This is a genomic window from Streptomyces sp. NPDC050617, from assembly GCF_040654795.1.
GTDB lineage: Bacteria > Actinomycetota > Actinomycetes > Streptomycetales > Streptomycetaceae > Streptomyces.
The window spans coordinates 78,434-100,431 of the sequence record NZ_JBFAIS010000016.1 but is presented as its reverse complement, the minus strand read 5'-3'; the positions used below and the strand labels follow the sequence as shown (position 1 = coordinate 100,431).

15 protein-coding genes and 1 pseudogene are annotated in these 21,998 nt (G+C 72.9%); 11 read left to right on the top strand and 5 right to left on the bottom strand.

Annotation, left to right across the window (positions count from 1 at the left end; all coding sequences use genetic code 11):
* Entirely contained in the window at positions 1-1,371 is a 1,371-nt protein-coding gene (locus AB0I49_RS21885; protein ID WP_363228692.1) for a lanthionine synthetase C family protein, read from the top strand.
* 40 nt (positions 1,372-1,411) lie between these two features.
* Here AB0I49_RS21885 and AB0I49_RS21880 read toward each other — a convergent pair whose 3' ends face one another.
* Positions 1,412-2,527 carry an FAD-dependent monooxygenase gene (locus AB0I49_RS21880; protein WP_363228691.1) on the bottom strand — a complete coding sequence of 372 codons (1,116 nt, stop codon included), beginning with the start codon at positions 2,525-2,527 and terminating at the stop codon, positions 1,412-1,414.
* Positions 2,528-2,805: 278 nt separating this feature from the next.
* Here AB0I49_RS21880 and AB0I49_RS21875 point away from each other — a divergent pair, with 278 nt between their 5' ends.
* Complete coding sequence (locus tag AB0I49_RS21875; RefSeq protein ID WP_363228690.1) at positions 2,806-4,266, top strand: hypothetical protein; 1,461 nt, start codon at positions 2,806-2,808, stop codon at positions 4,264-4,266.
* A gap of 101 nt (positions 4,267-4,367) precedes the next feature.
* Here the strand turns inward: AB0I49_RS21875 and AB0I49_RS21870 are convergent, their stop codons facing one another.
* Together AB0I49_RS21870 and AB0I49_RS21865 are read right to left on the bottom strand one after the other, a co-directional pair.
* Complete coding sequence (locus AB0I49_RS21870; RefSeq protein WP_363228689.1) at positions 4,368-4,712, bottom strand: VOC family protein; 345 nt, start codon at positions 4,710-4,712, stop codon at positions 4,368-4,370.
* Positions 4,713-4,809: 97 nt separating this feature from the next.
* Positions 4,810-4,953, bottom strand: a pseudogene (locus tag AB0I49_RS21865) (CopG family transcriptional regulator); the annotation flags it as partial.
* A 187-nt stretch (positions 4,954-5,140) separates the two neighbouring features.
* Between AB0I49_RS21865 and AB0I49_RS21860 the strand changes: the two are divergent.
* Both AB0I49_RS21860 and AB0I49_RS21855 read left to right on the top strand, forming a co-directional pair.
* Positions 5,141-5,851, top strand: a complete 711-nt coding sequence (locus tag AB0I49_RS21860) for a hypothetical protein (protein WP_363228688.1) — start codon at positions 5,141-5,143, stop codon at positions 5,849-5,851.
* A complete protein-coding gene (locus AB0I49_RS21855; protein ID WP_363228687.1) occupies positions 5,848-6,489 on the top strand; it encodes a hypothetical protein in 642 nt (213 codons plus the stop codon). Before AB0I49_RS21860 ends, AB0I49_RS21855 begins: the two co-directional genes overlap by 4 nt.
* Positions 6,490-6,507: 18 nt before the next feature.
* Here the strand turns inward: AB0I49_RS21855 and AB0I49_RS21850 are convergent, their stop codons facing one another.
* Complete coding sequence (locus tag AB0I49_RS21850) at positions 6,508-8,214, bottom strand: serine/threonine-protein kinase (RefSeq protein ID WP_363228774.1); 1,707 nt, start codon at positions 8,212-8,214, stop codon at positions 6,508-6,510.
* Positions 8,215-8,513: 299 nt separating this feature from the next.
* On the opposite strand from AB0I49_RS21850, the gene AB0I49_RS21845 reads away from it, so the two are divergent.
* Together AB0I49_RS21845 and AB0I49_RS21840 are read left to right on the top strand one after the other, a co-directional pair.
* Positions 8,514-11,885, top strand: a complete 3,372-nt coding sequence (locus tag AB0I49_RS21845) for a right-handed parallel beta-helix repeat-containing protein (RefSeq protein WP_363228686.1) — start codon at positions 8,514-8,516, stop codon at positions 11,883-11,885.
* 85 nt (positions 11,886-11,970) lie between these two features.
* Positions 11,971-13,230 (top strand): S8 family serine peptidase, encoded by a 1,260-nt coding sequence (locus tag AB0I49_RS21840; RefSeq protein ID WP_363228685.1) that lies wholly within the window; start codon positions 11,971-11,973, stop codon positions 13,228-13,230.
* Between the two features lie 145 nt (positions 13,231-13,375).
* Here AB0I49_RS21840 and eccCa read toward each other — a convergent pair whose 3' ends face one another.
* Complete coding sequence (gene eccCa, locus AB0I49_RS21835) at positions 13,376-17,296, bottom strand: type VII secretion protein EccCa (RefSeq protein ID WP_363228773.1); 3,921 nt, start codon at positions 17,294-17,296, stop codon at positions 13,376-13,378.
* A 249-nt stretch (positions 17,297-17,545) separates the two neighbouring features.
* On the opposite strand from eccCa, the gene eccD reads away from it, so the two are divergent.
* The 5 genes from eccD (at position 17,546) to AB0I49_RS21810 (ending at position 21,954) form a co-directional block, all read left to right on the top strand.
* Positions 17,546-18,928: a type VII secretion integral membrane protein EccD gene (gene eccD, locus AB0I49_RS21830; protein ID WP_363228684.1), complete on the top strand. Its 1,383-nt coding sequence runs from the start codon at positions 17,546-17,548 to the stop codon at positions 18,926-18,928.
* 125 nt (positions 18,929-19,053) lie between these two features.
* The gene (gene eccB, locus AB0I49_RS21825; RefSeq protein ID WP_363228683.1) at positions 19,054-20,538 is read left to right on the top strand and encodes a type VII secretion protein EccB; all 1,485 of its coding nucleotides are present in this window, start codon (positions 19,054-19,056) and stop codon (positions 20,536-20,538) included.
* Positions 20,539-20,747: 209 nt separating this feature from the next.
* Complete coding sequence (locus tag AB0I49_RS21820) at positions 20,748-21,098, top strand: hypothetical protein (protein ID WP_363228682.1); 351 nt, start codon at positions 20,748-20,750, stop codon at positions 21,096-21,098.
* A gap of 57 nt (positions 21,099-21,155) precedes the next feature.
* Complete coding sequence (locus AB0I49_RS21815; RefSeq protein WP_363228681.1) at positions 21,156-21,455, top strand: hypothetical protein; 300 nt, start codon at positions 21,156-21,158, stop codon at positions 21,453-21,455.
* Between the two features lie 31 nt (positions 21,456-21,486).
* Complete coding sequence (locus tag AB0I49_RS21810) at positions 21,487-21,954, top strand: hypothetical protein (RefSeq protein ID WP_363228680.1); 468 nt, start codon at positions 21,487-21,489, stop codon at positions 21,952-21,954.
* The last annotated feature ends 44 nt before the right edge of the window (positions 21,955-21,998 follow it).

The following is a 21,998-nucleotide window of genomic DNA, read 5'->3' as shown; positions in this document are numbered from 1 at the left end:
ATGACGGGCACCGCTCGCACCACTTGCACCACTCGCACCACTTCCGATGCCGCCGTACCGCACGCCGACGCGGCCCGCGAGATCTGCGCGCGCGTGCTGGACCGGCTGGCCGACCCCGCCGCGACCGCCGCCGACACCCGGATTCCCGCCGAGGCGTCATGGGTCGGCGAGGACGAGCCGCTGTGGTCGGACCTGTCCCTGTCGAGCGGATACCCCGGCGTCTCCCTGGCGTTCAGCGGCTCGACGCCCCGCGAGGAGGGACACTCCGCGCGGGCGCACGGCTACCTCGCGCGCGCGATGACCGCCCTCACCACGGAACGGCACCCGACCGACGGCATCTACTCCGGCCCCGGCGCGGTGGCCTTCGCCACCCTCGTCGCCCACCGGGCGACCGGCGGCTACCGCACCGCGCTCGCGCGCCTCGACGAGTTCCAGCGGCGCCTCGTCCGTACCGCGCTGCCCGCCGTCACCGACGGGCCCGCCGCCACCAACGGGCAGTACGAGACCGTACGGGGCGTGAGCGGCATCGGCCGCTACCTCCTCGCGCGCGGCGAGACCTGCCACGCCGAACTGGAGCTGATCCTGAGGTACTTGACCGCCATGGCCGAGGGCGAGGTCACGCACCGGGGGCGGAAGGTGCCGCGCTGGTGGACGCTCGCCGCGCCCAAGGCGGGGCAGGAGGCGGAGCTGCCGGACGGGCACCTCAACCTCGGGCTCTCGCACGGCGTCAGCGGGCCGCTCGCCCTGCTGTCCCTGGCCTGGCGGGAGGGGGTCGTCGTGGACGGGCAGCGGGAGGCGATCGAGGCGCTCATCGCCCTTCTCACGCGGTGGGCGAGGCCGGAGGGCGACGACGGCGGCGTCAGCTGGCCCGGCTACGTCACCTTCGACCAGTGGAACGTAGGGCCAGAGTCGGGGTCGGGGCCGGCCCCGCAGCGGCCCTCCTGGTGCTACGGGGCCCCCGGCGTCTCCCGCGCCGTCCAACTGGCCGCGCTCGCCCTCGACCGCCCCGACTGGCACGCCCTCGTCGACCGGTCCGTACGGGCGCTGATCGCCGAGCCGCCGGGCGCCTGGGTGACCGACGACCCCGGCCTGTGCCACGGCTGGGGCGGGCTCCTCCACCTGCTCGGCCTGCTGAACGAGCACCTCGGGGACGAGCGGGTCGCGCGCGTCCGCGACGAGCTGGCCGCCGTCACGGTGGCGCAGTTCCGGGAGGAGCACCGGTTCGGCTTCCGGGCCACCTTCACCCACGTGCCGCAGGGCGCGGACGTACCGGCCTTCCTCGAAGGGGCGGCGGGCACGGCGCTCGCGCTGGACGCGTACGCCGAGGGCGGGGCCGTGGCGGGGTGGGACATGGCCCTGCTGGTGACGTGAGGCCGCCCGCCCCGCCCGCCCCGCCTGCCCGTGCCCCGGTTCAGCCGTCCAGCGCGATTGCGCTCTTGGCATGGTCGCGGGCGGCCTCCGTGCTCGGATCGACCGGGTTGCGGCCCGCCAGGGCCTGGTTGAGCCGGATGAAGGGGCGCATACGGGCCTCGGTGCGGGCGTACGCGGTGCGGTGGTCCCCGTCCGCGGCGGCGAGGGAGTCGGCCAGTACGTACGCGCCGACCAGCGCGAGGCTGGTGCCCTGGCCGGTGATGGGGGAGGGGCAGTAACCGGCGTCGCCCACCAAGGTCACGCGGCCCTTGGACCAGTGGTCCATGCGGACCTGAGCCATCGTGTCGAAGTAGAAGTCATCGGCTTCGGCGAGGGACTTGAGTATCCGGCGGCTCTCCCAGCGCAGATCGGCGACGCGCGCGGCGGTCAGCGCCTTGTGGGCCTCGGTGTCGCGGTAGTCGTAGCCGGGCAGGTCGCCCTTGAAGCCGATGGTGATCCTCAGCTCCGAGTTGTCGGGCACCGGGTAGGCGATGAGGGCGAAGGCCGTCTCGCCGTCGTTGACGCAGATCTGCCAGTTGTTCAGGTCGAGGTAGTTGTCGGCGCTGAAGATGGCTATCTGGTGGCCGAGTTGGTGGAGGAAGGGCTCTTCCGGGCCGAACGCCAGGGCCCGCACGGTGGAGTGCAGGCCGTCGGCCCCGACCACGTAGTCGAAGGTGCGGGGCGCGCCCCGCTCGAACGTGACCTGCACGCCGTATTCCTCCTCGTCGAGGGCGGCGATGGAGTCGCCGTATACGTACTCGACGTCGTCACGGGTCGCGTCGACCACGATCCGTGAGAGGTCCTCGCGCATCACCTCGACGTCGGTGCTGTCGAACCGGCCGCCGGTGAACGTCCGCTCGGTGGTGCGCTCCAGCTCGTTGCCGTCGCGGTCGTAGACGGTCATGCCGTGCATACGGGTGCGGGCCGCGCGCACCTCGTCGCCGAGGCCCATGCGGTCGATGACGTCGAGGGCGGAGCCGCGGATGTCGATGGCCTGGCCGCCGGGGCGCGGGGCGGGGTTGCGTTCGACGACGGTCGGTGCGAAGCCGCGGCGGCGGAGCCAGTAGGCGAGGGCGGGGCCGGCGATGCTCGCGCCGGAGATGAGAACAGTCTTCATGCGATCTCCTCAGTCATTCGATCTCCTGCGTACGGTGTACGGAGGGCGTACGGCGTACAGGGGACCGACCCGATCGAGAGGACACCTCGATGCAACAGCACATTACGTCCAGGGCAGTTCGAGCCAACAGAGGTGCTGGAGACGCTCGCGGCAGAGGTCGCAGAGGTGCCAAGGGCCGTAGCCGTCTCGGCGTGGCATTTCTTTGCTGTTTGCTTACCGGAGCATCGACGGCGGGATCGGTCCGGGCGGCAGACGCCGCGACGGCGGCGGAGCTCACCGTGACCTCGCCCGGTCTCCTCTTCGCCCAGGGCCAGACGAAGATCACCGTCTCCTCCGACCAGTCCGCCGTCGCCTGGCGGGCCGCCGACGCGCAGGGCCGTACCGCCGCCTCCGGCACGGCGCCGGTCACCGGCGGCGGCGCCGCCATCGGGCTGGGCGGGCTGGGCCCCGGCTACTACACGCTCACCGCGAGCGCGGGCGGCACGACCCGGACCGCGGGCTTCGGCGTCCTGACCGCCCTCACCGGCGACGAGCACAAGGACCGCCGCTTCAACGCCAATCTGCACTTCGGCTGGAGCGGCGGCGACGACGCGAAGCTCCTGCGGTCCATGGCGCTCATCGGGATGGGCGGCGTACGCACCGACGCCAACTGGGCGGCGATCGAGAAGACCCCGGGCGCGTACACCTGGAGCGGCTACCCCATCGACAAGTACATCCCGTACGCCGCCTCGCAGGGGCTGACCACCCTCCCCGTAGCGGGCTACCGCAACCCCCACTACGACCGGAACAAGACCCCTTCGTCGCCCGCCGGGCTGGCCGCCTTCGGGAAGTACCAGGCCGCGCTGGTGCGGAAGTACCAGCGGCAGACCAAGGAGGTGGAGGTCTACAACGAGTTCAACTCCATCGGCTTCAACAAGGGCGCCTGCGGCATCACAGCCGACTGCTACCTGGACATGCTCCGGGCCGCGTACGGCAGGGTGCACGCCGCGGTCCCCGACGCCCAGGTCGTCGGCGGCGCGCTCGCGGGGCTGCGCGGAGACTGGCTGAAGCGGCTGTACGCGCTCGGCGGGCTCAAGTACCTGGACGCCGTCAGCGTCCACCAGTACGGCTTCCCCAAGCCGCCGGAGCAGGCGCTCGCCGCCCTGCCGCAGTTGCGAAAGGACCTCGACGCGGCGGGCGGGCGGCACAAGCCCCTATGGATGACGGAGAACGGCTACCCCACCTTCCCCGGCGGCGTCACCCCCGACGCGCAGGCCCGCTACCTCCCGCGCGCCCAGCTCTTCTCCTTCGCCTCGGGCGTCGCCCGCTACTACTGGTACGACGTCACCGACGACGGCACGGACCCCAAGAACAAGGAGCACAACTTCGGGGCCTTCAAGCGCCCCACCGCCGCGGTGAAGGCATGGCAGCCCAAGCCCGCCGTGGTGACCGAGGGCGTCCTCGTCCGTCAGCTCGCCGGCCGCGCCTTCGCCGGACGCGACGGCGCGGGCCCGGCGGACGTCCACTCCTACCGCTTCGGCACGGGCGCGAACACCGTCCGCACCCTCTGGACCGCCGGCTCCGCGCCCCGCACGGTCACGCTCACCACGTCCCGGCCGCTCACGGTCACCGACCAGTGGGGGCACGCCAGGACGTACGCGCCCAGCGGGGGCACGGTGCGGCTCACGGCCGGCGGGGCCGTGCAGTACGTGAAGGGGCCGGTGACCGGGGTGAAGGCGGCGGGCGCGGACCGACCGTGAGCCGGTGCGGCCATGTCGGGATGCCGTAGCCGAGTTCGCCCAGGCGGTGGCGCTGCCAGGACCGCGGTCGCGTTCGCGTCGTCGGTTTGTCGCGGGGGTGCTCAGCCCTTCTTGGGGGCCTGGAGGCTCCATACGCGGCCGTCGGGGTCGCGGACCGTCATCTCCTTGGTCCCGTAGTGGGTGTCCTCGAACGGCGTGACGACCTCGACGGCCGGATCGGGGCGGAACGCGTCCGCGTCGGGCACCTTCAGCACGAACCGCGTCTGGGGCTCCTGGTCCTCGGGGACCTCGGCGATGAACACGTAGGGGCTGTCGCCGTTGCGGAGCTGGCCGGAGTTGTGGTCCGTCGCGAACTCCAGCTCGTAACCCAGGGATTGGAAGAACTTCGCCGCCTTCCCCCAGTTGTGGGTCGTCAGGAACACGGCCTCGATTCCTTCGGTCGCCATGTCAGGTCTCCTTTTCGGTCGATCGCGGTTCGGGCTTCCGGGCGTCGTCGGGACCGGCGCCTGCGAGGCCGGTGTCGTCGGGACCGGTGTCGTCGAGATAGGCGTCGTCGAGATAGGTGCGGAGCGCGTCGGCGACGAGCGCCGACAGCGACGAGCCCGATTCGATGGCGCGGTACTTGACCTGCTTGATCAGCCCGATCGGCAGATACACGTTGAACTGTTTGACTTCTTCATCGCCCACGAGCCGATGCTAGCATCCTAGCCCGCTGGCATGCTAGCAAGCTAGATCACCTTGCGTGGACCGGGCGAACCGTGCCGCGTCACGGTCCGTGAGCGGGTGGTCGGGGTCACGGACAGGTTGGGCAATGCACGTATATGGTCCGGGTAAAGCGCCCGTCTACCGGAGGCGCGGAAGACGAGGGCGGACAGTGGGCGCGAGAGCCTATGGGCAGGTGCTGCGCGCGGTGGCCTGTGTCCTGATGGGCTGGCAGGTGTGGCTGGTGTGGTGGGTGTCCAGTTATGACGCCTCGACGGTGGAGTGGACCTGCGACGGGACCGGCAGCTGCGCCAGCGACCAGTTCGCGTCCATGGCCCCCTTCGTCGGGATCGGCTCCACGGTGCTCTTCGGCTTCCTCGCCGCGCGGTTCCTCCAACGCGCCGTAGTGGGCGCGGCCGTATCGCTCGCCGCGCTCGGCGCCATCGCCGGCTGGTACGACGCCGTGGACGCCGGCCGGGTCGCGTACTCCACCGTCACCGACTACTTCATCGTCGTTCCCATCGGCCGCTTCCCCGTCTCCGGCTGGCTCACCTTCCTGTGGGCCGTCGCCGGGGCCGGCTGCCTCGCCGCCTGGTGGGGCGCCGCCGTCAGCGTGCGCCGCACCGCCCTGCTGCGCCGCCTCTCCCGCCGGTACACCACCGCCGACGCCGAACTCCACGGCTGGCGAACCGTCGGCGGCAAGCACGGCGAGGTCACCGTGGTCTTCCACGACCTGCGGGGCGACCGGCACGAGGTGCCGGCCATCGTGGAGCGCGTCGCCCTGGAACGCACCGTCCGCGCCGTGTACGACGAGGCCCGCCCCGACGACCCCGCGTGCACCAGGGTCGCCGTGTCCCGCAGAAAGCTGCTCCGCTTCTCATGACCCGTGCGACGCGCCTCGTGCGCCAGTTCTTCTCACCGGTCGCGCTGCTGACGGCCGTTCCGGTGGGCGCGGCCTTCGCCGCGCTCGTGCGGGGCGCGGCCGAGGGCCCGTTCTGGCTGCTGCTGACCGGCCTCACCGTCTCCGCGCTGGCGCTGTTCTTCCTCGGCGGCGTCGCCGAGAGCGGACAGGGCGGCCGGGCCCTCGCCCTGCGCCCCGGCGGGCCGCGGGCCTACGCTCCCGCGCTGGTCAACTCCGTGCGGGCGGTGCACAAGGAGACCGGCCAGTCCGTCATCGACCCCCGCGACCCGAAGAGCGTGTTCGCCTTCGATCTGACGGTGGTGCCGGAGGAACCGGGCCTGCCCGCGTACCGCGTCGAGGTCTGCCACCCGCTGGACCTCCAGGACCTGCTGCACCGCGAGTGGGCGGTGGTGGAGTACGACCCGCGGCAGCCGTGGCGGGTCGTCGTACCCAACGACCCGCCGCGGGAGTGGCTTGCGCGCGCCCAGCGGCTGGACCCGGAGACGGTGCGGGCGACCGGCGGTCCGTTGCGCGGCCTGCCGGCCGGGTCCCAGATCCTGGTGCTGGGAGCGGTGGCGGCCGGGGTGTTCCTGTGGCTGCTGGGGACGTTGGCGGGCTGAGAGAGCGCGTATCTCGTCTCAGCTGTGGCCGCGGGGGTTCTTCTCCAGCACCTTGCCGTCCAGCCCCGCCACCAGGTACGCCGAGCCGTACGCGTCCGTCACATACACCTTGAGCACCGGCTGCTTGTCCAGGAACGGATAGGCCGGGTCCACGTCGATGAAGCGGCTGGTCGGCTTCGCCACCCCGAGGTCCCTGTCCGCCGTGCGCAGCAGCGCCGGGAGGGCGTCCCAGCGGAACTTCTCCAGGTCCACCATGGCGGTGCCGGGCATGAGCGTGCCGCCCGGACGCTCCCTGGCGGCCCTGCCCTTCTCGTACGCGAAGTGGTCGTACAGGTTCTTGTCGCCCTTCGTGGGCGCTTCGGCGCTGGCCCGCGTCCTGTGCATCGTGAAGTCGGTGACACGGGTGCCGCCCATCACCGGCTTCAGCTTGCCGATCACGGACCGGACGCCGTCCGGCGTCAACAGGTCGGTGTCGCCCCGCTCATCCGCCGCCGTCCCCGCCGCGCTCGCGGCGCCGGGGAGTTCCTCGGCCGCCTTTCCCTCCGGGACCGGCAGCAGCGCCCAGACCAGCGCGGCGGTCACGGCCGTTCCGACGAGGGAGGTCACGAGCGGTACGACGCGGGCCCGGCGGAGCCGACGGCGGGCTTCTCGCTCGCCGAGCGCGGCGGAGGGCACCGAGGCGGAGGAGCGGGACGACGAAGAGGAGGAGGACGAGGAGTACGAGGTGTGAGAGGACGTCGAGGTGGTCGAGGTGAAGGAGAAGGTCCGCGGGCCGGCCGTCGGCGGCGGCATGGCCCGGGTGCGGTCCGGCGGTATGACCGCCGTACGGGCCGGGGGCGCGGCATCCTCCGAAGTCTCCGGCGGCTTCGGAGCCTTGGGGGCCGTGCGCTTCCCGCTCTTGCCGTCCCCCGCCCCCGCCTCCGCCGCCGCCAGCATCCGGTCCAGCGCCGCCGCGTCCGGCCGCGCCGCCGTGTCCCGCGTCAGCAGCGCCTTGAGTACGGGCGTCAGCGCGCCCGCTCGCTCCGGCTCCGGGACCGGCTCGTCCAGGATGGCGGCCAGCGTCGCGAGCGTGCTGGCCTTGCGCAGCGGATGCCGGCCCTCCACGGCGACGTACAGCAGCATCCCGAGCGACCACAGGTCGGAGGCGGGGTCGCCCTCGTGGCCGCGGAGGCGTTCGGGGGCGATGTAGTCGGGGGAGCCGATGAGCGCGCCGGTGGCCGTCAGGCTGGTGGCGTCGCGGATCGCGGCGATGCCGAAGTCGGTGAGCACGGGCCGGCCGTCGGTGCGCAGCAGGACGTTGGCGGGCTTGACGTCGCGGTGGTGGATGCCCGCCGCGTGGGCGGCACGCAGCGCGGCGAGCACCCCGCGGCCGATCCGGGCGGCCTCGGCGGGCGGCAACGGGCCGGGGGCCAGTCGGTCCTGGAGGCTGGAGCCGGGGACCAGCTCCATGACGATCCAGGGATAGGAGCCCTCGCCCTCGTCCACGATGTGGTGGATGGTGACCACGTTGGGGTGGTCGAGCCGGGCCAGGGCGCGGGCCTCGCGCAGCACCCGGCCGCGCAGGGCGCGGGCCGCGGCGGGGTCGTTCTCGGCGAGGGAGGGGTCGGGCGGCCGTACTTCCTTCAGCGCCACGTCACGGTGGAGGGCGAGGTCGCGGGCGCGCCACACCATGCCCATGCCGCCGCTGCCGAGCCGGTCCGCCAGCTCGAACCGGCCGTCGATCACCCGGCTCACCGGACATCACCGCTCGCGCTCATGACATGGAGCGTACGTGCCGGGCCGCCGCGCGTCCGTGACCGCCCTCACCGTACGGGCCGCCCCCCGGCCGTACGGACCTCCCCCCCGGCCGTACGGACCTCCCCCCCGGCGGCCGTACGGACCTCCCCCCGGCTGTACGGGCCTCCCTCCCCCCCCGCCCGGCCCGAGGGGTGGGCGCAGGGACAACGGGTGTATGCACCAGGCATGATGAGTGCTACCGAAGTGCGTATAGGGGCCCATGGGCCCGTCGAGGAGGGAACGTCCGCGTGAGGCGCCATCTGACGGTCGGCCGGGAGCAGGGCGACGATTACCCGACGATTGCCGAGGCCCTCAAAAGTGCGGGCGACGGTGCGGTGATCACCGTACGACCAGGCCGGTACGCAGAGAACCTCGTCGTCTCCCGCATGGTCACCGTCACCGCCGAGGGCGGACGCGGCACCGTCGAGGTGGTGCCACGGCGCGGCACGGTCCTCCAGGTGACGGCCGAGGCCGCCAAGATCTCCGGGCTCGTGCTGCGCGGCCAGGACGACGACCTGCCCGCCGTGGACGTGCCGCGCGGTCAGATAGCCCTGGAGAACTGCGAGGTCAGCGGGGCGTGCTGGACCGCCCTGCTCACCCGCGACAACGGCTCGGTGGCGATGCGCGACTGTCGGGTCGTCAATCCGGCGGGCGCGGGGATCGTCGAGACCTCCACTGCGCGCAGCGTGATCGAGGACTGCGTCATCGAGCACCTCGGCAGCTCCGGCGTGGTGATCAGCGAGAGCGGCGACCCGGTGGTGCGCCGCTGCGTGATCCGCGACGCCCGCGGCAACGGCGTCCTCGCCAACGGCCGGGCCCGCGGCACCGTCGAGGACTGCACCATCTCCACCACCGACAAGCCCGCCATCGCCCTGGAGGGGGAGAGCAGCACCCGCGTGCTGCGCACCACGGTCCGCGACGTCGTGGTGGGCGTGTACGTGTCGTCCTCCGCGCGGACCACGCTGGAGGACTGCGAGGTGCGGGACGCCTCCGGGCACGGCCTCGTCCTCGACTCCGGCACCGACCCGAAACTGGTGCGCTGCGCCACCGCCCGTACCGGCGGCAACGGCATCCATGTCACGGCCCGGGCGCGCGGCGTCTTCGAGGAGTGCACGGTCTCCGACGCGCACGCCGCGGGCGTGTGGGCGGGGGACTGCGCCGGACCGGCGTTCACCCGGCTCGCGGTGCGCGGCGGCGAGGGCGCGGGCGTCGAGCTGGCCGAGGAGTGCGTCGCCGAGTTCGACCGGCTCTCGGTGCGCGACACCAAGGGCAGCGGCGTCGTGGTGCGCGGCGGCGCCAACCCGCTGCTGCGCCGGGTGGAGATAGCCGAGGTCGGCGGGCACGGCGTCGAGGTGGCCGAGGAGGGCCGCGGGCGCCTGGAGAGCGGCGAGATCTCCGAGACCAAGCGCGCCGGACTGCGGGTGAGCGACGGCGGCGACCCGTACGCGGGCCAGATCACCTTCCGGCAGACGGCCGCCGCGGGCGTCTCGGTGGGCGCGCAGGGCCGCTGCACCCTGCGCGACTGCGAGGTCGACGCGGCGGGGAAGGAGGGCATCGCCGTCGAGGAGGGCGGCGAGCTGGCCCTGGCCCGTACCAAGGTGCGGGCGAGCGCCAAGCACGGCGTGCTGGTGGCGGCGGGCGGCCGTGCCATGCTCAACGGCTGCGAGCTGGCGGCCAACGGCGGCGACGGACTGCGCGTGGACAGCCTCGAAGCGGTGGGCGCCACCGCCTGTTCGGTGCTGGACAACCGGGGGGCGGGGCTGCGCGGCCCGGCCAAGTCCACGCGGCTGTCCGTGGAGGGCCTGACCAGCCGCGGCAACGGCTCCGCCGACACCTGGGACGGCGCGCCGGAGCCGGAGCCGGAGGCGGGCGCCGGCACGGGCGCGGAGCCGGCCGCCGACGGCACGCCCCGGCCCGCCGGAGCCGGCGAGCCCGCGCCGGAGCGCGCCGACCCCGAGGGCCCGCTGGCCGAACTCCAGGGCCTGGTCGGCCTGGACGCGGTCAAGCAGCAGGTGATGACCCTGGTCAACCTCAACAGGCTCTCCCGCCGCCGCCGCGCCGCCGGGCTGCCGGTGCCCTCCACCGCCCGGCACCTGGTCTTCGCGGGCCCGCCCGGCACCGGCAAGACCACCGTCGCCCGCCTGTACGGCGCGATCCTGGCCGAGCTGGGCGTGCTGCGCACCGGGCATCTCGTCGAGGTGTCCCGCGCCGATCTCGTGGCGCAGGTGGTGGGCGGCACGGCGATCCGGACCACCGAGACGTTCGAGAAGGCGCTCGGCGGCGTGCTGTTCGTGGACGAGGCGTACACCCTCACCCAGGACGGCGGCGGGTCCGGCCCCGACTTCGGGCAGGAGGCCGTGGACACGCTGGTGAAGCTGATGGAGGACCACCGCGAGGACGTCGTGGTGGTGGCCGCCGGGTACGCGCCGCAGATGCGCAACTTCCTGAACTCCAACCCCGGCCTCTCCTCGCGCTTCAGCCGGACCGTCGAGTTCGAGAACTACTCGGTCCGCGAACTCGTCACCATCGTGCGGACCATGTGCGAGGCGCACCGCTACGAGCTCACCGAGCCGGCCGTGCTCGCGCTGGAGCGCCACTTCGAGGGCATGCGGCGGGACGACAGCTTCGGCAACGGCCGCGCCGCGCGCAAGGTCTTCGAGGAGATGATCGACCGCCAGGCGTTCCGGCTCGCCTCGGTCGCCGAGGTGGCCGAGCCGGAGCTGACCCGGCTCACCCCGCAGGACGTCGGCGAGGAGGTGTCCGCCGGGGCCGGGGCGGGCGCGGGCAAACGCGACGAGGGCCGGGTCACGGAACTGCTGGAGCGGCTGCACGGGATGGTGGGGCTCGCGGCCGTGAAGACGGAGGTCGAAGACCTCGTCAACCTGCTGGCCCTCGCCCGCCGGCGGCAGGAGGCGGGGCTGCCCGCGCCGCCCATCGGCAACCACCTGGTGTTCGCCGGTTCGCCCGGCACCGGCAAGACCACCGTGGCCCGGCTGTACGGCGAACTCCTCGCCGCGCTCGGCGTGGTCGCCCGCGGCCAGCTCGTGGAGGTGGCGCGGGCCGACCTGGTGGGCCGGTACGTCGGACACACCGCGCAGCTCACCAAGGAGGTCTTCGAGAAGGCCCGCGGCGGCGTGCTGTTCATCGACGAGGCGTACACGCTGACCCCGCAGGGCGCGCAGGGCGGGGACTTCGGGCAGGAGGCCGTGGACACGCTGGTCAAGCTGATGGAGGACCATCGCGACGAGGTCGTGGTCGTCGCCGCCGGCTACACCCGCGAGATGGAGGGGTTCCTGGCGTCCAACCCGGGCCTGGGCAGCCGGTTCTCGCGGCGGGTGACCTTCGAGGACTACAGCGACGAGGAGCTCGTCTCCATCGTGCGGGCCCAGGCGGTCGCGGACGGCTACGAGTGCGCGCCGGACACGGTGGAGGCGCTGCACCGCTACTTCGCCGACTTGGAGCGCGGCCCCAACTTCGGCAACGCGCGCACGGCCCGGCGCGTCCTGGAGGCCATGGTGACCCGCCAGGCGGGCCGGTTGAGCCGGACGCCCACCGCCGGGATCGACGACCTGCGGCTGCTGCGGACGGAGGACCTGGACGGCGCGACGACCCTGCGCTGACCGGCCGGTGGCCGCGCCCCGCGGCGGTACCGCCGCCATGGGGCGCACCGGTCGGCGGCCGCGCACGCGCCGCTACGATCGTCGTATGCGATCTTCCCGCCGCCCCGCCCCGCGCGGGCTCGCCGGGGCCGCCCTGGCCGCCGTGCTCCTGATACCGGCGCTCGCCGTTCCGGCCGACGCGGACTCGAAGGGGGACAGCGGCTCGCTGCCGCAGATCCCCTCGACCCTGGAGGACGGACAGCAGTGCACCCCCGCGTCCAAGAAGAGTTCGTCCAAACTCCCCTGGGCCCAGAGCTTCCTGAACCTCGACCGGGCCTGGCAGCTCAACCGGGGGGCGGGGGTGACCGTCGCCGTCGTGGGCACCGGGGCGGACACCGCGCACGTGCCGTCGCTGGCGGGGCAGGTCGAGGCGGGCCCGGACGTCATGTCCTCGGGCTCCGCCGCCGACGACTGCGTCGGGCAGGGCACGTTCCTGGCCGGGATCATCGCCGGGCGGCAGCAGAAGGACGCCGCGATGGCCGGAGTCGCCCCCCAGGCCCGGGTGCTGGCGGTGCGCGCCACCGACAAGCAGGGCGTGACGACCCCGGCCGCGCTGGCCAAGGGCATCCGGGCCGCGGCGGACGGCGGCGCCCGCGTCATCGACGTGCCGCTGGGCGTCGACTCCGCGCCGGACGACCTGAAGTCGGCGGTCCGCGACGCGCAGGGCAAGGGCGCGCTGGTGGTGGCCGCCGCCGACCCGACGGGCCAGGGCCGCGGCCCCTCCTACCCGGCCGAACTGCCGGGCGTCGTGGCGGTCGCCGCCGTGGGGCCCGGCGGCGTGCCTCCGCAGAAGAACGGCGCGGCCCAGAACGGCTCGGGCGCGAGCGCGACCCAGCCGGAGCTGAGCGCTCCCGGCGTCTCGGCGGTGGGCCCGGGGCCCGGCGGTCCGGGCCAGTTCACGGGCAGCGGGGACGGCGTGGCCAGCGCGTTCGTCGCGGGCACGGCGGCCCTGGTGGCCTCCTACCACCCGAACCTGACGGGCAAGGAGATCGCCCACCGGCTGGACGCGACGGCGAACGGCACGGGCGCCGCCGCCCCCGACCCGGCTCTCGGCTGGGGCGCCGTCGACCCCGTGCAGGCGATCTCCGCCGCGCTGACCGGCGGCGACTCCCCCCGGCACGGCCCCGCCGACCAGCGGGCGGCCGCCATGCCGCCCGCGCCCTCGGACGGCGCCCGGAACCAGTCCCTCGTGATCGCCGCCATCGCGGCCGGCGCGGTGCTCCTCGTCGCCTTCGCGGCGGCGGTCCTGCCCCGCGCCCGCCGCCGCGGCTGGCGCCCCGGCGGCCCGACGGGCACGGCCGGCTGACGCCCGTACGGTCGGCAGAAATCCGTAGGGTGGGCTGACGCCCGTACGGTCGGCTGATGCCCGCCGGGTCGGCTGACGCCCGTACAACGTCCGTGGTCCGGACCGTGCGCACGGTCCGGACCACGGGCGTCGTACGGGGCAGACGCTACGAGACCTCTGCCGGGCTCTCCTCGCCCAGGGCCGTCTGCACCTGCACGATGCCGCGGCGGGTGATGTGCAGGGCCCGGCCGACCGGCAGCTGCATCGGCTTGATGTCGCCGAAGAGATAGCCCTCGGACGGCGGGCAGGACATCAGCAGGGCCGGGGTGTTGACCTCCAGCAGGCGGCGCAGCAGCGCGTCGCTCATGGCCCGCGAGGCGCCGTTGGCGCTGCGCGCGACGATCAGGTGCAGGCCCAGCTCCACACCCTGCGCGAGATAGTCGAGCATCGGGCCGAAGTGGTTGGACATCGAGCCGCCGGACACCATGTCGTAGTCGTCGATGACCATGAACAGCTCCGGGCCCTCCCACCAGTCGCGGCGCTTGAGCTGGGCCGGGGTGATGTCCTGGCCGGGCAGCCGCTCGCGCATGGCGCGGGAGACGCCGTCCACGACCTGCTTGAGCACGTCCACCGAGACCGCGTAGCCCAGCCGGTGCTCCTCGGGGACGCACTCCAGCAGATCGCGCCGGTAGTCGACCAGCATCACCTTCGCCTCGTCCGGCGCGTAGCGTTCGGCGACCGCCCGGCACACGGAGCGCAGCAGGTTGGTCTTGCCGGTCTCGGAGTCGCCCACCACCACCAGGTGCGGGTTCTGGCCGAAGTCGTGCCAGAGGACGTCCAGGTCCCGGCCGTCCAGCCCGAGCGGCACCCGCAGGTTCCCCTCGGCGCGCTCGCTCGCGGGCAGTGCGGCGGCGTCCAGGACCGCGGGCAGGGTGCGTACCTGGGGCGCGCAGGGGCCGTGCCAGTTGCGGGAGACGCGCTCGACGGCGTCCGCGACGCCCGCACCGAGGTCCGCGGACTCGCCGCTGCCGTCCAGCCGCGGCAGGGCCGTCAGGAAGTGGTGCTGGGAGTCGGTGAGGCCGCGGCCGGGGTTCTTCGGCACGGTCGCCGCCGCCCGCATGTTGATCATGGAGTCCATGGTGTCGCCGAGCCGCAGCTCGAAGCGGGTGCCGAGCTGGTCGCGGAGCGCGGTGCTGATCTCCGCCCACCGAGTGGAGGCCACGACCAGGTGCACCCCGTAGTTCAGCCCGCGGGACGCCAGGGTGGCGAACGTGGGCATGATGTCCAGGAAGTCCTGGCGGACCGTGGTCCAGCCGTCGATGACCAGGAACACGTCCCCGTACGGCTCGTCGGGCAGCTCGCCCGCGGCCCGGCGGGCCCGCAGCGTGGCCATCGAGTCGATGCCCAGGTCGGCGAATTGCGTCTCGCGCCGGGCGACCAGCGCGTTGACCTCGGCGAGGGTGCGGTGCACCCGCTCCAGATCCAGCCGGCCGGTGACCCCGCCGACGTGCGGCAGGTCGCGCAGCCCGCCGAGGGCGCCGCCGCCGAAGTCCAGGCAGTAGAACTGGACTTCCCGCGGGGTGTGGGTGAGCGCGAGCCCGAGGATGAGGCTGCGCAGCAGTGTGGACTTGCCGCTCTGCGGGCCGCCCGCGATGCCGATATGGCCGCCCGCGCCGGACAGGTCGGCGATCAGGGGCTCGCGGGTCTGCTCGAAGGGCCGGTCCACGATGCCGACGGGCACCCTCAGCGTGGCGTGCGTCGAGGTGTCGGCGGGCGTCAGACCGCGCTCGGGGTCGGCGTGCAGCTGCGGCAGCATCTCGTCCATGGAGGGCGGCACGTCCAGCGGCGGCAGCCACACGGTGTGCGCGGGCGGGCCGGAGCCGGCCAGCCGCTGCACGGCCACGGTCAGCAGGCTCTCGCTCGTCTCCTCGCTCTCCGCGGGCTCGTCCGGGACGTCGATGACACGGGGCGCGACCCAGCCGGTGCGGTACGGGACGACCTGGTCGGCGACGACGGACTGGCCGACCCGGCGCGCGCCCTGGTACGTGCCGGAGACGTAGGCCGCCTTGAAGCGCACCAGCGCGCCGGTGTCCTTCTTGAGGATGGCGCTGCCGGGGACCGACGGCAGCTGGTAGGCGTCGGGCACGCCGAGCACGCCGCGGCTCTCCATCGCGGAGAACGTGCGCAGCGCGACCCGGTACGACAGGTGCGACTCCAGCTGGTGCATCCGCCCCTCGTCCAGCCGCTGCGAGGCGAGCAGCAGATGCACGCCGAGGCTGCGGCCGAGCCGGCCGACCATCACGAACAGGTCCATGAAGTCGCGGTGCGCGGAGAGCAGTTCGCTGAACTCGTCGACGACGACGAAGAGGGTGGGCAGCGGCACGAGGTCCGCGCCGCCGTCGCGGGCCGTCTCGTACTCCAGGGCCGAGGTGTAGTTGCCCGCGCTGCGCAGCAGCTCCTGACGCCGCATCATCTCGCCGTGCAGGGCGTCCTTCATGCGGTCGACCAGCGCCGACTCGTCCGCCAGGTTGGTGATGACCGCCGACGTGTGCGGCAGGCTGTCCAGGCCGAGGAAGGTCGCGCCGCCCTTGAAGTCGACGAGGATCAGGTTGAGTTTCTCGGAGGAGTGGGTAAGGGCGAGCGCCAGCACCAGGGTGCGCAGCAGCTCGGACTTGCCGGAGCCGGTGGCCCCGATCAGCATGCCGTGCGGGCCCATGCCGCCCTGCGCGGCCTCCTTGATGTCCAGCTCGACGGGGTTGCCGTCGCCGGAGACGCCGAGCGGCACCCGCAGCCGCGCGGCGGCGCTCCGGCTCGCGTGCACCCGCGCCACGTCCATGGTGTACAGGTCGGGCACGCCCAGCAGGGAGGTCAGCTGCACATCGCTGGTCAGCGCCTCGCCGGTGTCGACGGTGACGCCCATCCGGTACGGGGACAGCAGCCGGGCCAGCGCGCGGGCGCGCTGCGGGCCCAGCGCGTCCGGGCGGCCCAGCAGAGTCGTCTTCTCCTTGCCGGTCCGTTCGGTGCGCACCATCTCCAGCTTCTCGGCGGACACCCGCAGCCGCAGGGAGCCCCGGCCGGGCTTCCAGGGGAAGGAACCGCCGATGTCCAGCGTCACGACGTTGCGGTAGCCCTCGCCGGCCAGCCGCGCGTCACCGGGGACGCCGGGGTGGTCCAGCACGATGACGTAGTACGGCTCCTCGGCGCTCGGCGCGGCGTCCGGGTCGAACGGCGGCCGGCCGGCGAACTCGTCGCCGAGCAGCTGCTCCAGCCCCGCCGCCGAGTCGGCGACCAGCCGCACCGCGCCCGCGCCGTCCGTCTCCGTGGGGTGCTGGGCGTGCGGCAGCCACTTCGTCCACTCCCAGTCCTCCCGCCGGTCGTGGTCGGTGATGACCGCGATCCGCAGGTCCTGCGGGGCGTGCAGGACGCTCAGCTGGCCCAGCACGGCCCGCACCATGGCACGGGCGGCCTCCGCGTCGCCGTGCGCCAGCACGCGGGAGTACGTCCGCAGGTAGAGCGCCACGGGCTGGTCGGGCACCGTGCCGTACGCGCGGATGAACCGGCGCAGCGCGTGCGCGCACAGCGGTTCCAGGTCCTCCACCGGCTTGGTGCTCAGCGGCGTCAGCCGCATGCCGAGCTGCTGCTCGCCGACGGCGATGCGGACCTCGCCGAAGTCCTCGTGGGTGGAGCGGCGCTCCCACAGCCGCCCGGTGCGCACCAGGCTCCACAGGGACGCGGGCTCGGGGTGCCGCCACTCCTGCGCCTGCCGCTGCTGATCTATCAGCTTGCGGATGCGGCGGCGGCTGACCGACAAGTACCGGAGGTAGTCGCGACGTTCGCCGCGCAGTTTGCGCTTGCGATCACCGGAGCTGCGGATGATCTGCGAGACCAGCATGCCCACCGCCGAGACGGCCATCAGCCCGATGGCGACATACATCAGCGGGCCGCCGCCCTCCCCGGGCTTGAGGAAGATGAGCACCATGCCGAGCGAACTCAGCGCCATCGGCATATAGGTGACCATATTGCCCATGGCGCTCTGCGTCTCGGGCAGCGAAGGCGGCTCTTGAAGGCTCAACTCGCCTTCCGGCATCTCCGGGCCGAGCCGACGGGGAGGCCGCTTGAAGAGAACCACACTCAAAAGGATTCGCCTTCCTACAGGGAAACGCGATGGCGTTGGGTCTGGTCCAGACCGGGAGGTCCGGCAATTCCGGTAAAAGGCACGGCCCGTGAAAGCGGCTCACGTCCGTAAGGCAGCCCGTGGACCACCGTGTACCGACCTCACGATAATGTGATCGACGAGATCGCGTCGACCGCCCCTCCCGGAAGGGATGAGCCACGCTTGAGTGACAATTCCACTGCATCTCTGTGTCGTCTGACTATCCAGGCACCGGAAAGAACCGTCGAACTCGCTGTCCCCTCGGACATCGCGCTCGCCGATCTGCTGCCCACGATCGTCGATCACGCGGGATCAGATCTGTACGAACGCGGGGCCGAGGCCGGCGGCTGGGTACTGCAACGCCTGGGCGAAGCCCCGCTGGACGACGAGCGAACCCCCAACGCGCTCGGGCTCCACGACGGGGAGACCCTCCACCTGCGGGCCCGCAACGAATCCCTTCCGCAGATCCACTTCGACGACCTCATCGAGGGGCTCTCCAGCGGCCTGCGCTCGCGCCGCGACTCCTGGCGGCCCCAGTGGTCCCGCTACCTGATGATCGGCCTGACGCTGTGCGCGCTGGGCGCCGGACTGGTGCTGCTGGCCCTGCCCGGCCCGGCCCCGCTGCGGTCGGTCTGCGCCGCCGGCGTCGCCGTGCTGCTCCTGGCCGGCGCGGGCTCCGCGTCGCGCGCCGTGGGCGACGCCGGGGCGGGCGGCGCGCTCGGCGCCGCCGCCGTGCCCTACCTCGTACTGGCCGGGGCCCTGGTGCCCCAGCACACCGGCGACGGCGCGGAGACGGGCGCCCGGCTGCTGGCCGGATGCGCCGCGGGCGCCGGGTGCGCCGTGCTGGCCGTCGCGGCCGTGGGCGCCTGCGCCCCGCTGTTCCTGGGCATCGCGGTCGCCGCCGTGCTCGGGGCGATCGGCGGCGGCGTCATACTCCTCGGCGTCCCCCTGGACGAGACCGCGGCGCCGCTCGCCCTGGCCACCGTGATCCTCGGAGCGTTCCTGCCCGCACTGGCGTTCCGGCTCTCCGGCCTGCGGCTGCCCCTGCTGCCGACCAACGCCGAGCAGCTCCAGGAGGGCATCGACCCCGTGCCCGGCGAGGAGGTCAGCGTCCGCGGCCAGATAGCCGACGGCTACCTGACCGCGCTCTGCGCGGCCACGGGCGTGGTGGCCGCGGGCTGCATCACCGCGCTCGCCACCCAGCGCTCATGGCCGCCGCTGACGCTCGCCATCGTCTTCAGCGCCCTGCTGCTGGTCCACTCCCGGGCCCTCGGCGGGGCGTGGCAGCGGCTGTCCGTCGTGCTGCCCGGCGCGTACGGCGCCGTGCTGCTGTGCGTACTGCTCGCTGTGCGCCTCACACCGTCCGAACGGCCGTTGCTGCTGGCCGGGATCGTCGTACTGGCGGCCCTGCTGGCCATCGCGGGCTGGACGTTCCCCGGCCGCCGCCTGGTGCCCTACTGGGGGCGCGCGGTCGACCTGCTGCACACGCTGCTCGCCGTCGCCCTCGTACCGCTCGCGCTGCTCGCGGCCGGGCTCTACCACTACCTGCGGGCGCTCAACGGCTGATCCGGCCGGCTCCACAGCGGCTGGTCGGATCAGCCGAAGCAGCCGAATCGGCTGACCTCGCGGCGGCCGGCCGCCGGCCGCGACCGAAGGCCGACAGAACCGAAGGCCGACAGAAAGGCGGTGCCATGCAGTCCAGGCGGGACCAGGTGCAGGCCCATATGTTCGTGATGGGCCGACTGTCGGCGGGCCTGTTCCGCGACGACCCCGACGCCCCCGAGCCGCCGCACCGGCGGACCTCCAAGGGCGTCTTCATCGGACTGATCCTCGGCGCCCTCGCGGCGCTGATCGTGACCCTCTACGGCGTCATCGTGCCCGGCGGCTCGGACAGCTGGAAGAAGGACGGCACGCTGGTGGTGGACGACAAGTCCGGCGCCCGCTACCTCTCCCTCGGCGGCGTGCTGCACCCGGTGCTCAACCAGACCTCGGCCAAGCTCCTCGCCGGCGGGCAGCTGAAGCTGGAGAGCCTGTCGCCCGCGTCGATCGAAAGGGCGCCGCGCGGCAGCACCATCGGCATCGTCGGCGCCCCGGACGCCCTCCCCGGCCCCTCGGCGCTCAGCCGCGACCCCTGGTCCGCCTGCGCCACCCGGCCGCCCAAGAGCGCGGACGGAGCGCCCACCGCCTCCTCCGACAGCCAGTTGACGCTGGGCGTGGGCCTGCACTCGGAGGGCCGGCCGGTCACGGCGGACCGCGCCACGCTGATCCGCGGCGGCGCCGATCACGACACGTATCTCGTCTGGCACGGCACCCGGATGCGCCTGAACACCGGGCACTCCGCCGTCCAGGCGCTCGGATACGGCGACGCGCCCGCCTTCCCCGTGCCCGACGGCTTCCTCAACGCCCTGCCCGCGGGCCCCGACATCGCCACTCCCGACGTGCCGCACCTCGGCGACAAGGGGCCCGAACTGGCGGGCAGCCCGACCCGGGTGGGGCAGCTGTTCACCGCCGCCGACGGCCGCCGCTTCCTGCTGCGCAAGGAGGGCCTGACGCCGGTGACCGGGCTGGAGTTCGCGCTCATCAAGGGCGACCCGCGCACGCAGCACACCGCGTACGAGGGCGGCGCGGTCGCCATCCGTCAGGTGGGTCCGGACGACCTGGAGCGGCACCGGGCGCCCGCCGGGCCGCCGCTGGTCGGCGGCGGTGGCGGCGGGGTGCCGGCCGAGCCGCCGCAGGCCATGCCGGTCGGTAAGTCCGAGGGCGTGTGCGCGGTGACGGGCACTGGCGGGAAAACGCCGACGGTCGCCGTGGTGCTGCCCCCGGCGTCGACGATCGGCGGCCGTCCGCCGTCCAATGAGCCTGGTTTGTCCGCCGATTCCCGTACCGCCGACCAGGTCGCGGTGCGCCCCGGTGGCGGCGCTCTCGTCAAGTCGCTCTCCTCTTCGGGGGCGGGCAGCACGTATTACCTGGTCACCGAGGTGGGCGCGAAGTACCCGGTGGCGGGCCAGGAGGCTCTCCAGCAGCTCGGTTACAGCGACGCGAACGCCGTCCAGCTGCCGGCCGCGCTCCTGGGGATGCTGGAGACGGGGCCGGCCCTGGATGTGGCGGCGCTCAAGAGTCGCGGTCTGGTACAGGCCCCTTCGGGCCCCAAAGGGCTTACGAGCAGGGGTAGTTGATAATGCATCAATTGAGCGGGATCTGAGCTTGTCACCCCCCGTTCACCGTGTGTTTTACCTGGTCAGCGGGGATTTTCCAGAATCCATACGTGCTCGTGCCGCTGTAGGTGCCAATCAAGCCAGTGGAAGTACTAATGTGATCGTCAGTCGGGCGACCGGTAGCGGTCATTCCGGTTGTCCCCCTGACCCCCTTCAGAGGAGAACGTTTCATGAGTGGTGAGCCTCAGCTCGACGGTCCCCAGGCAGGCAGGCTGGGCAAGGGCCAGGAGGGGATGAACCAAGCCCTGGCCGGGCTCAAGGAGCATCTCCACGACATGCAGCAGGCGGGCGCGATGGTCCAGAGGATCAAGGAGGACGTGTCCCACAACTACCGGGCGAACTCCAGCACGACGCACTGCGCCGCCATCGACGACTGGCTGGCGATCCACCGCCGCATCACGCAGGCCACGGAGAACTTCCACCAGGGCACGGATATGACGGACAAGGCCATGACCCACGCGGAAGACACGGCCAACAGCTACGCGCTGGCCCTGTCGCCCAACATGGGCGTCGGACGCTGAATCCGGCCGTATAGCTCACGACTTCCCTCGTCCCCCTTCACCCGACAGGAGCCCGTTATGCCCGATGTCTCCATACAGACGAAGGTCTTGGAGCAGTGCATCCATCAGATGAAGAAGGCCCAGACGGATATGGTCCACGCCGTGGAGTGGCTGGAGAAGAACTTCGTTCCGCTGCGCGAGACCCTCCACGGTGAGGCCCGCATGCAGTGGGACAGCTTCCACCACGAGCTCACCCAATCCAAGGCCAAGCTGCACGACGACTACCTCAAGGCGACGGACACGCTCCGGCGGATGTACGAGTCTCAGCTGGAGGGCGACCGCAACGGCCGCAATGCCCTCGTCCAGAGCCAAGGCTGAGGCGACGCGGTGAGGACCAGGAGGCGCGGGCATGGGTAAGGACGACTCGCACGGCGATGGCGACTCGCACGGCGGCGGCTCGCACGGCGACAGCGGCTCGCACGGCGGCGGCACGTACAAGATCACCGACGGCGTGCTCAGGGACTGGGCCGACCGACAGATTCCGCAGTTCGCGCAGGCGCTCCACTCGAACCCGGACTACGCCAAGCTGGGCGAATACGGTTCGACGAACGGGAGCATGCACCTCAAGCTCGGCGCCCCCGACCGCTTTCTCGCGAGCAAGAACCTGGGGAACCTGAGCGGCAAGTACTTCACGGACCTGCACGCCAGGCTGGAGAGCGCCATCCAGGTGTTCAGCAACTTCTCCACCCAGCTGGACCACGTGGACCAGATCACCACCGACGCCGAGATCTCGGCCAGTGCCCTGGCCCAGGACCTGATGAGCGTCCTCGGCGGCGGCAGCGGAGCCGGCGGCGGCGCGAACCCGCTGGGCCGTTAAGGCGATACAGGCGCGTAAGCGAGCGGAATCGGCGGGTCCCCGGG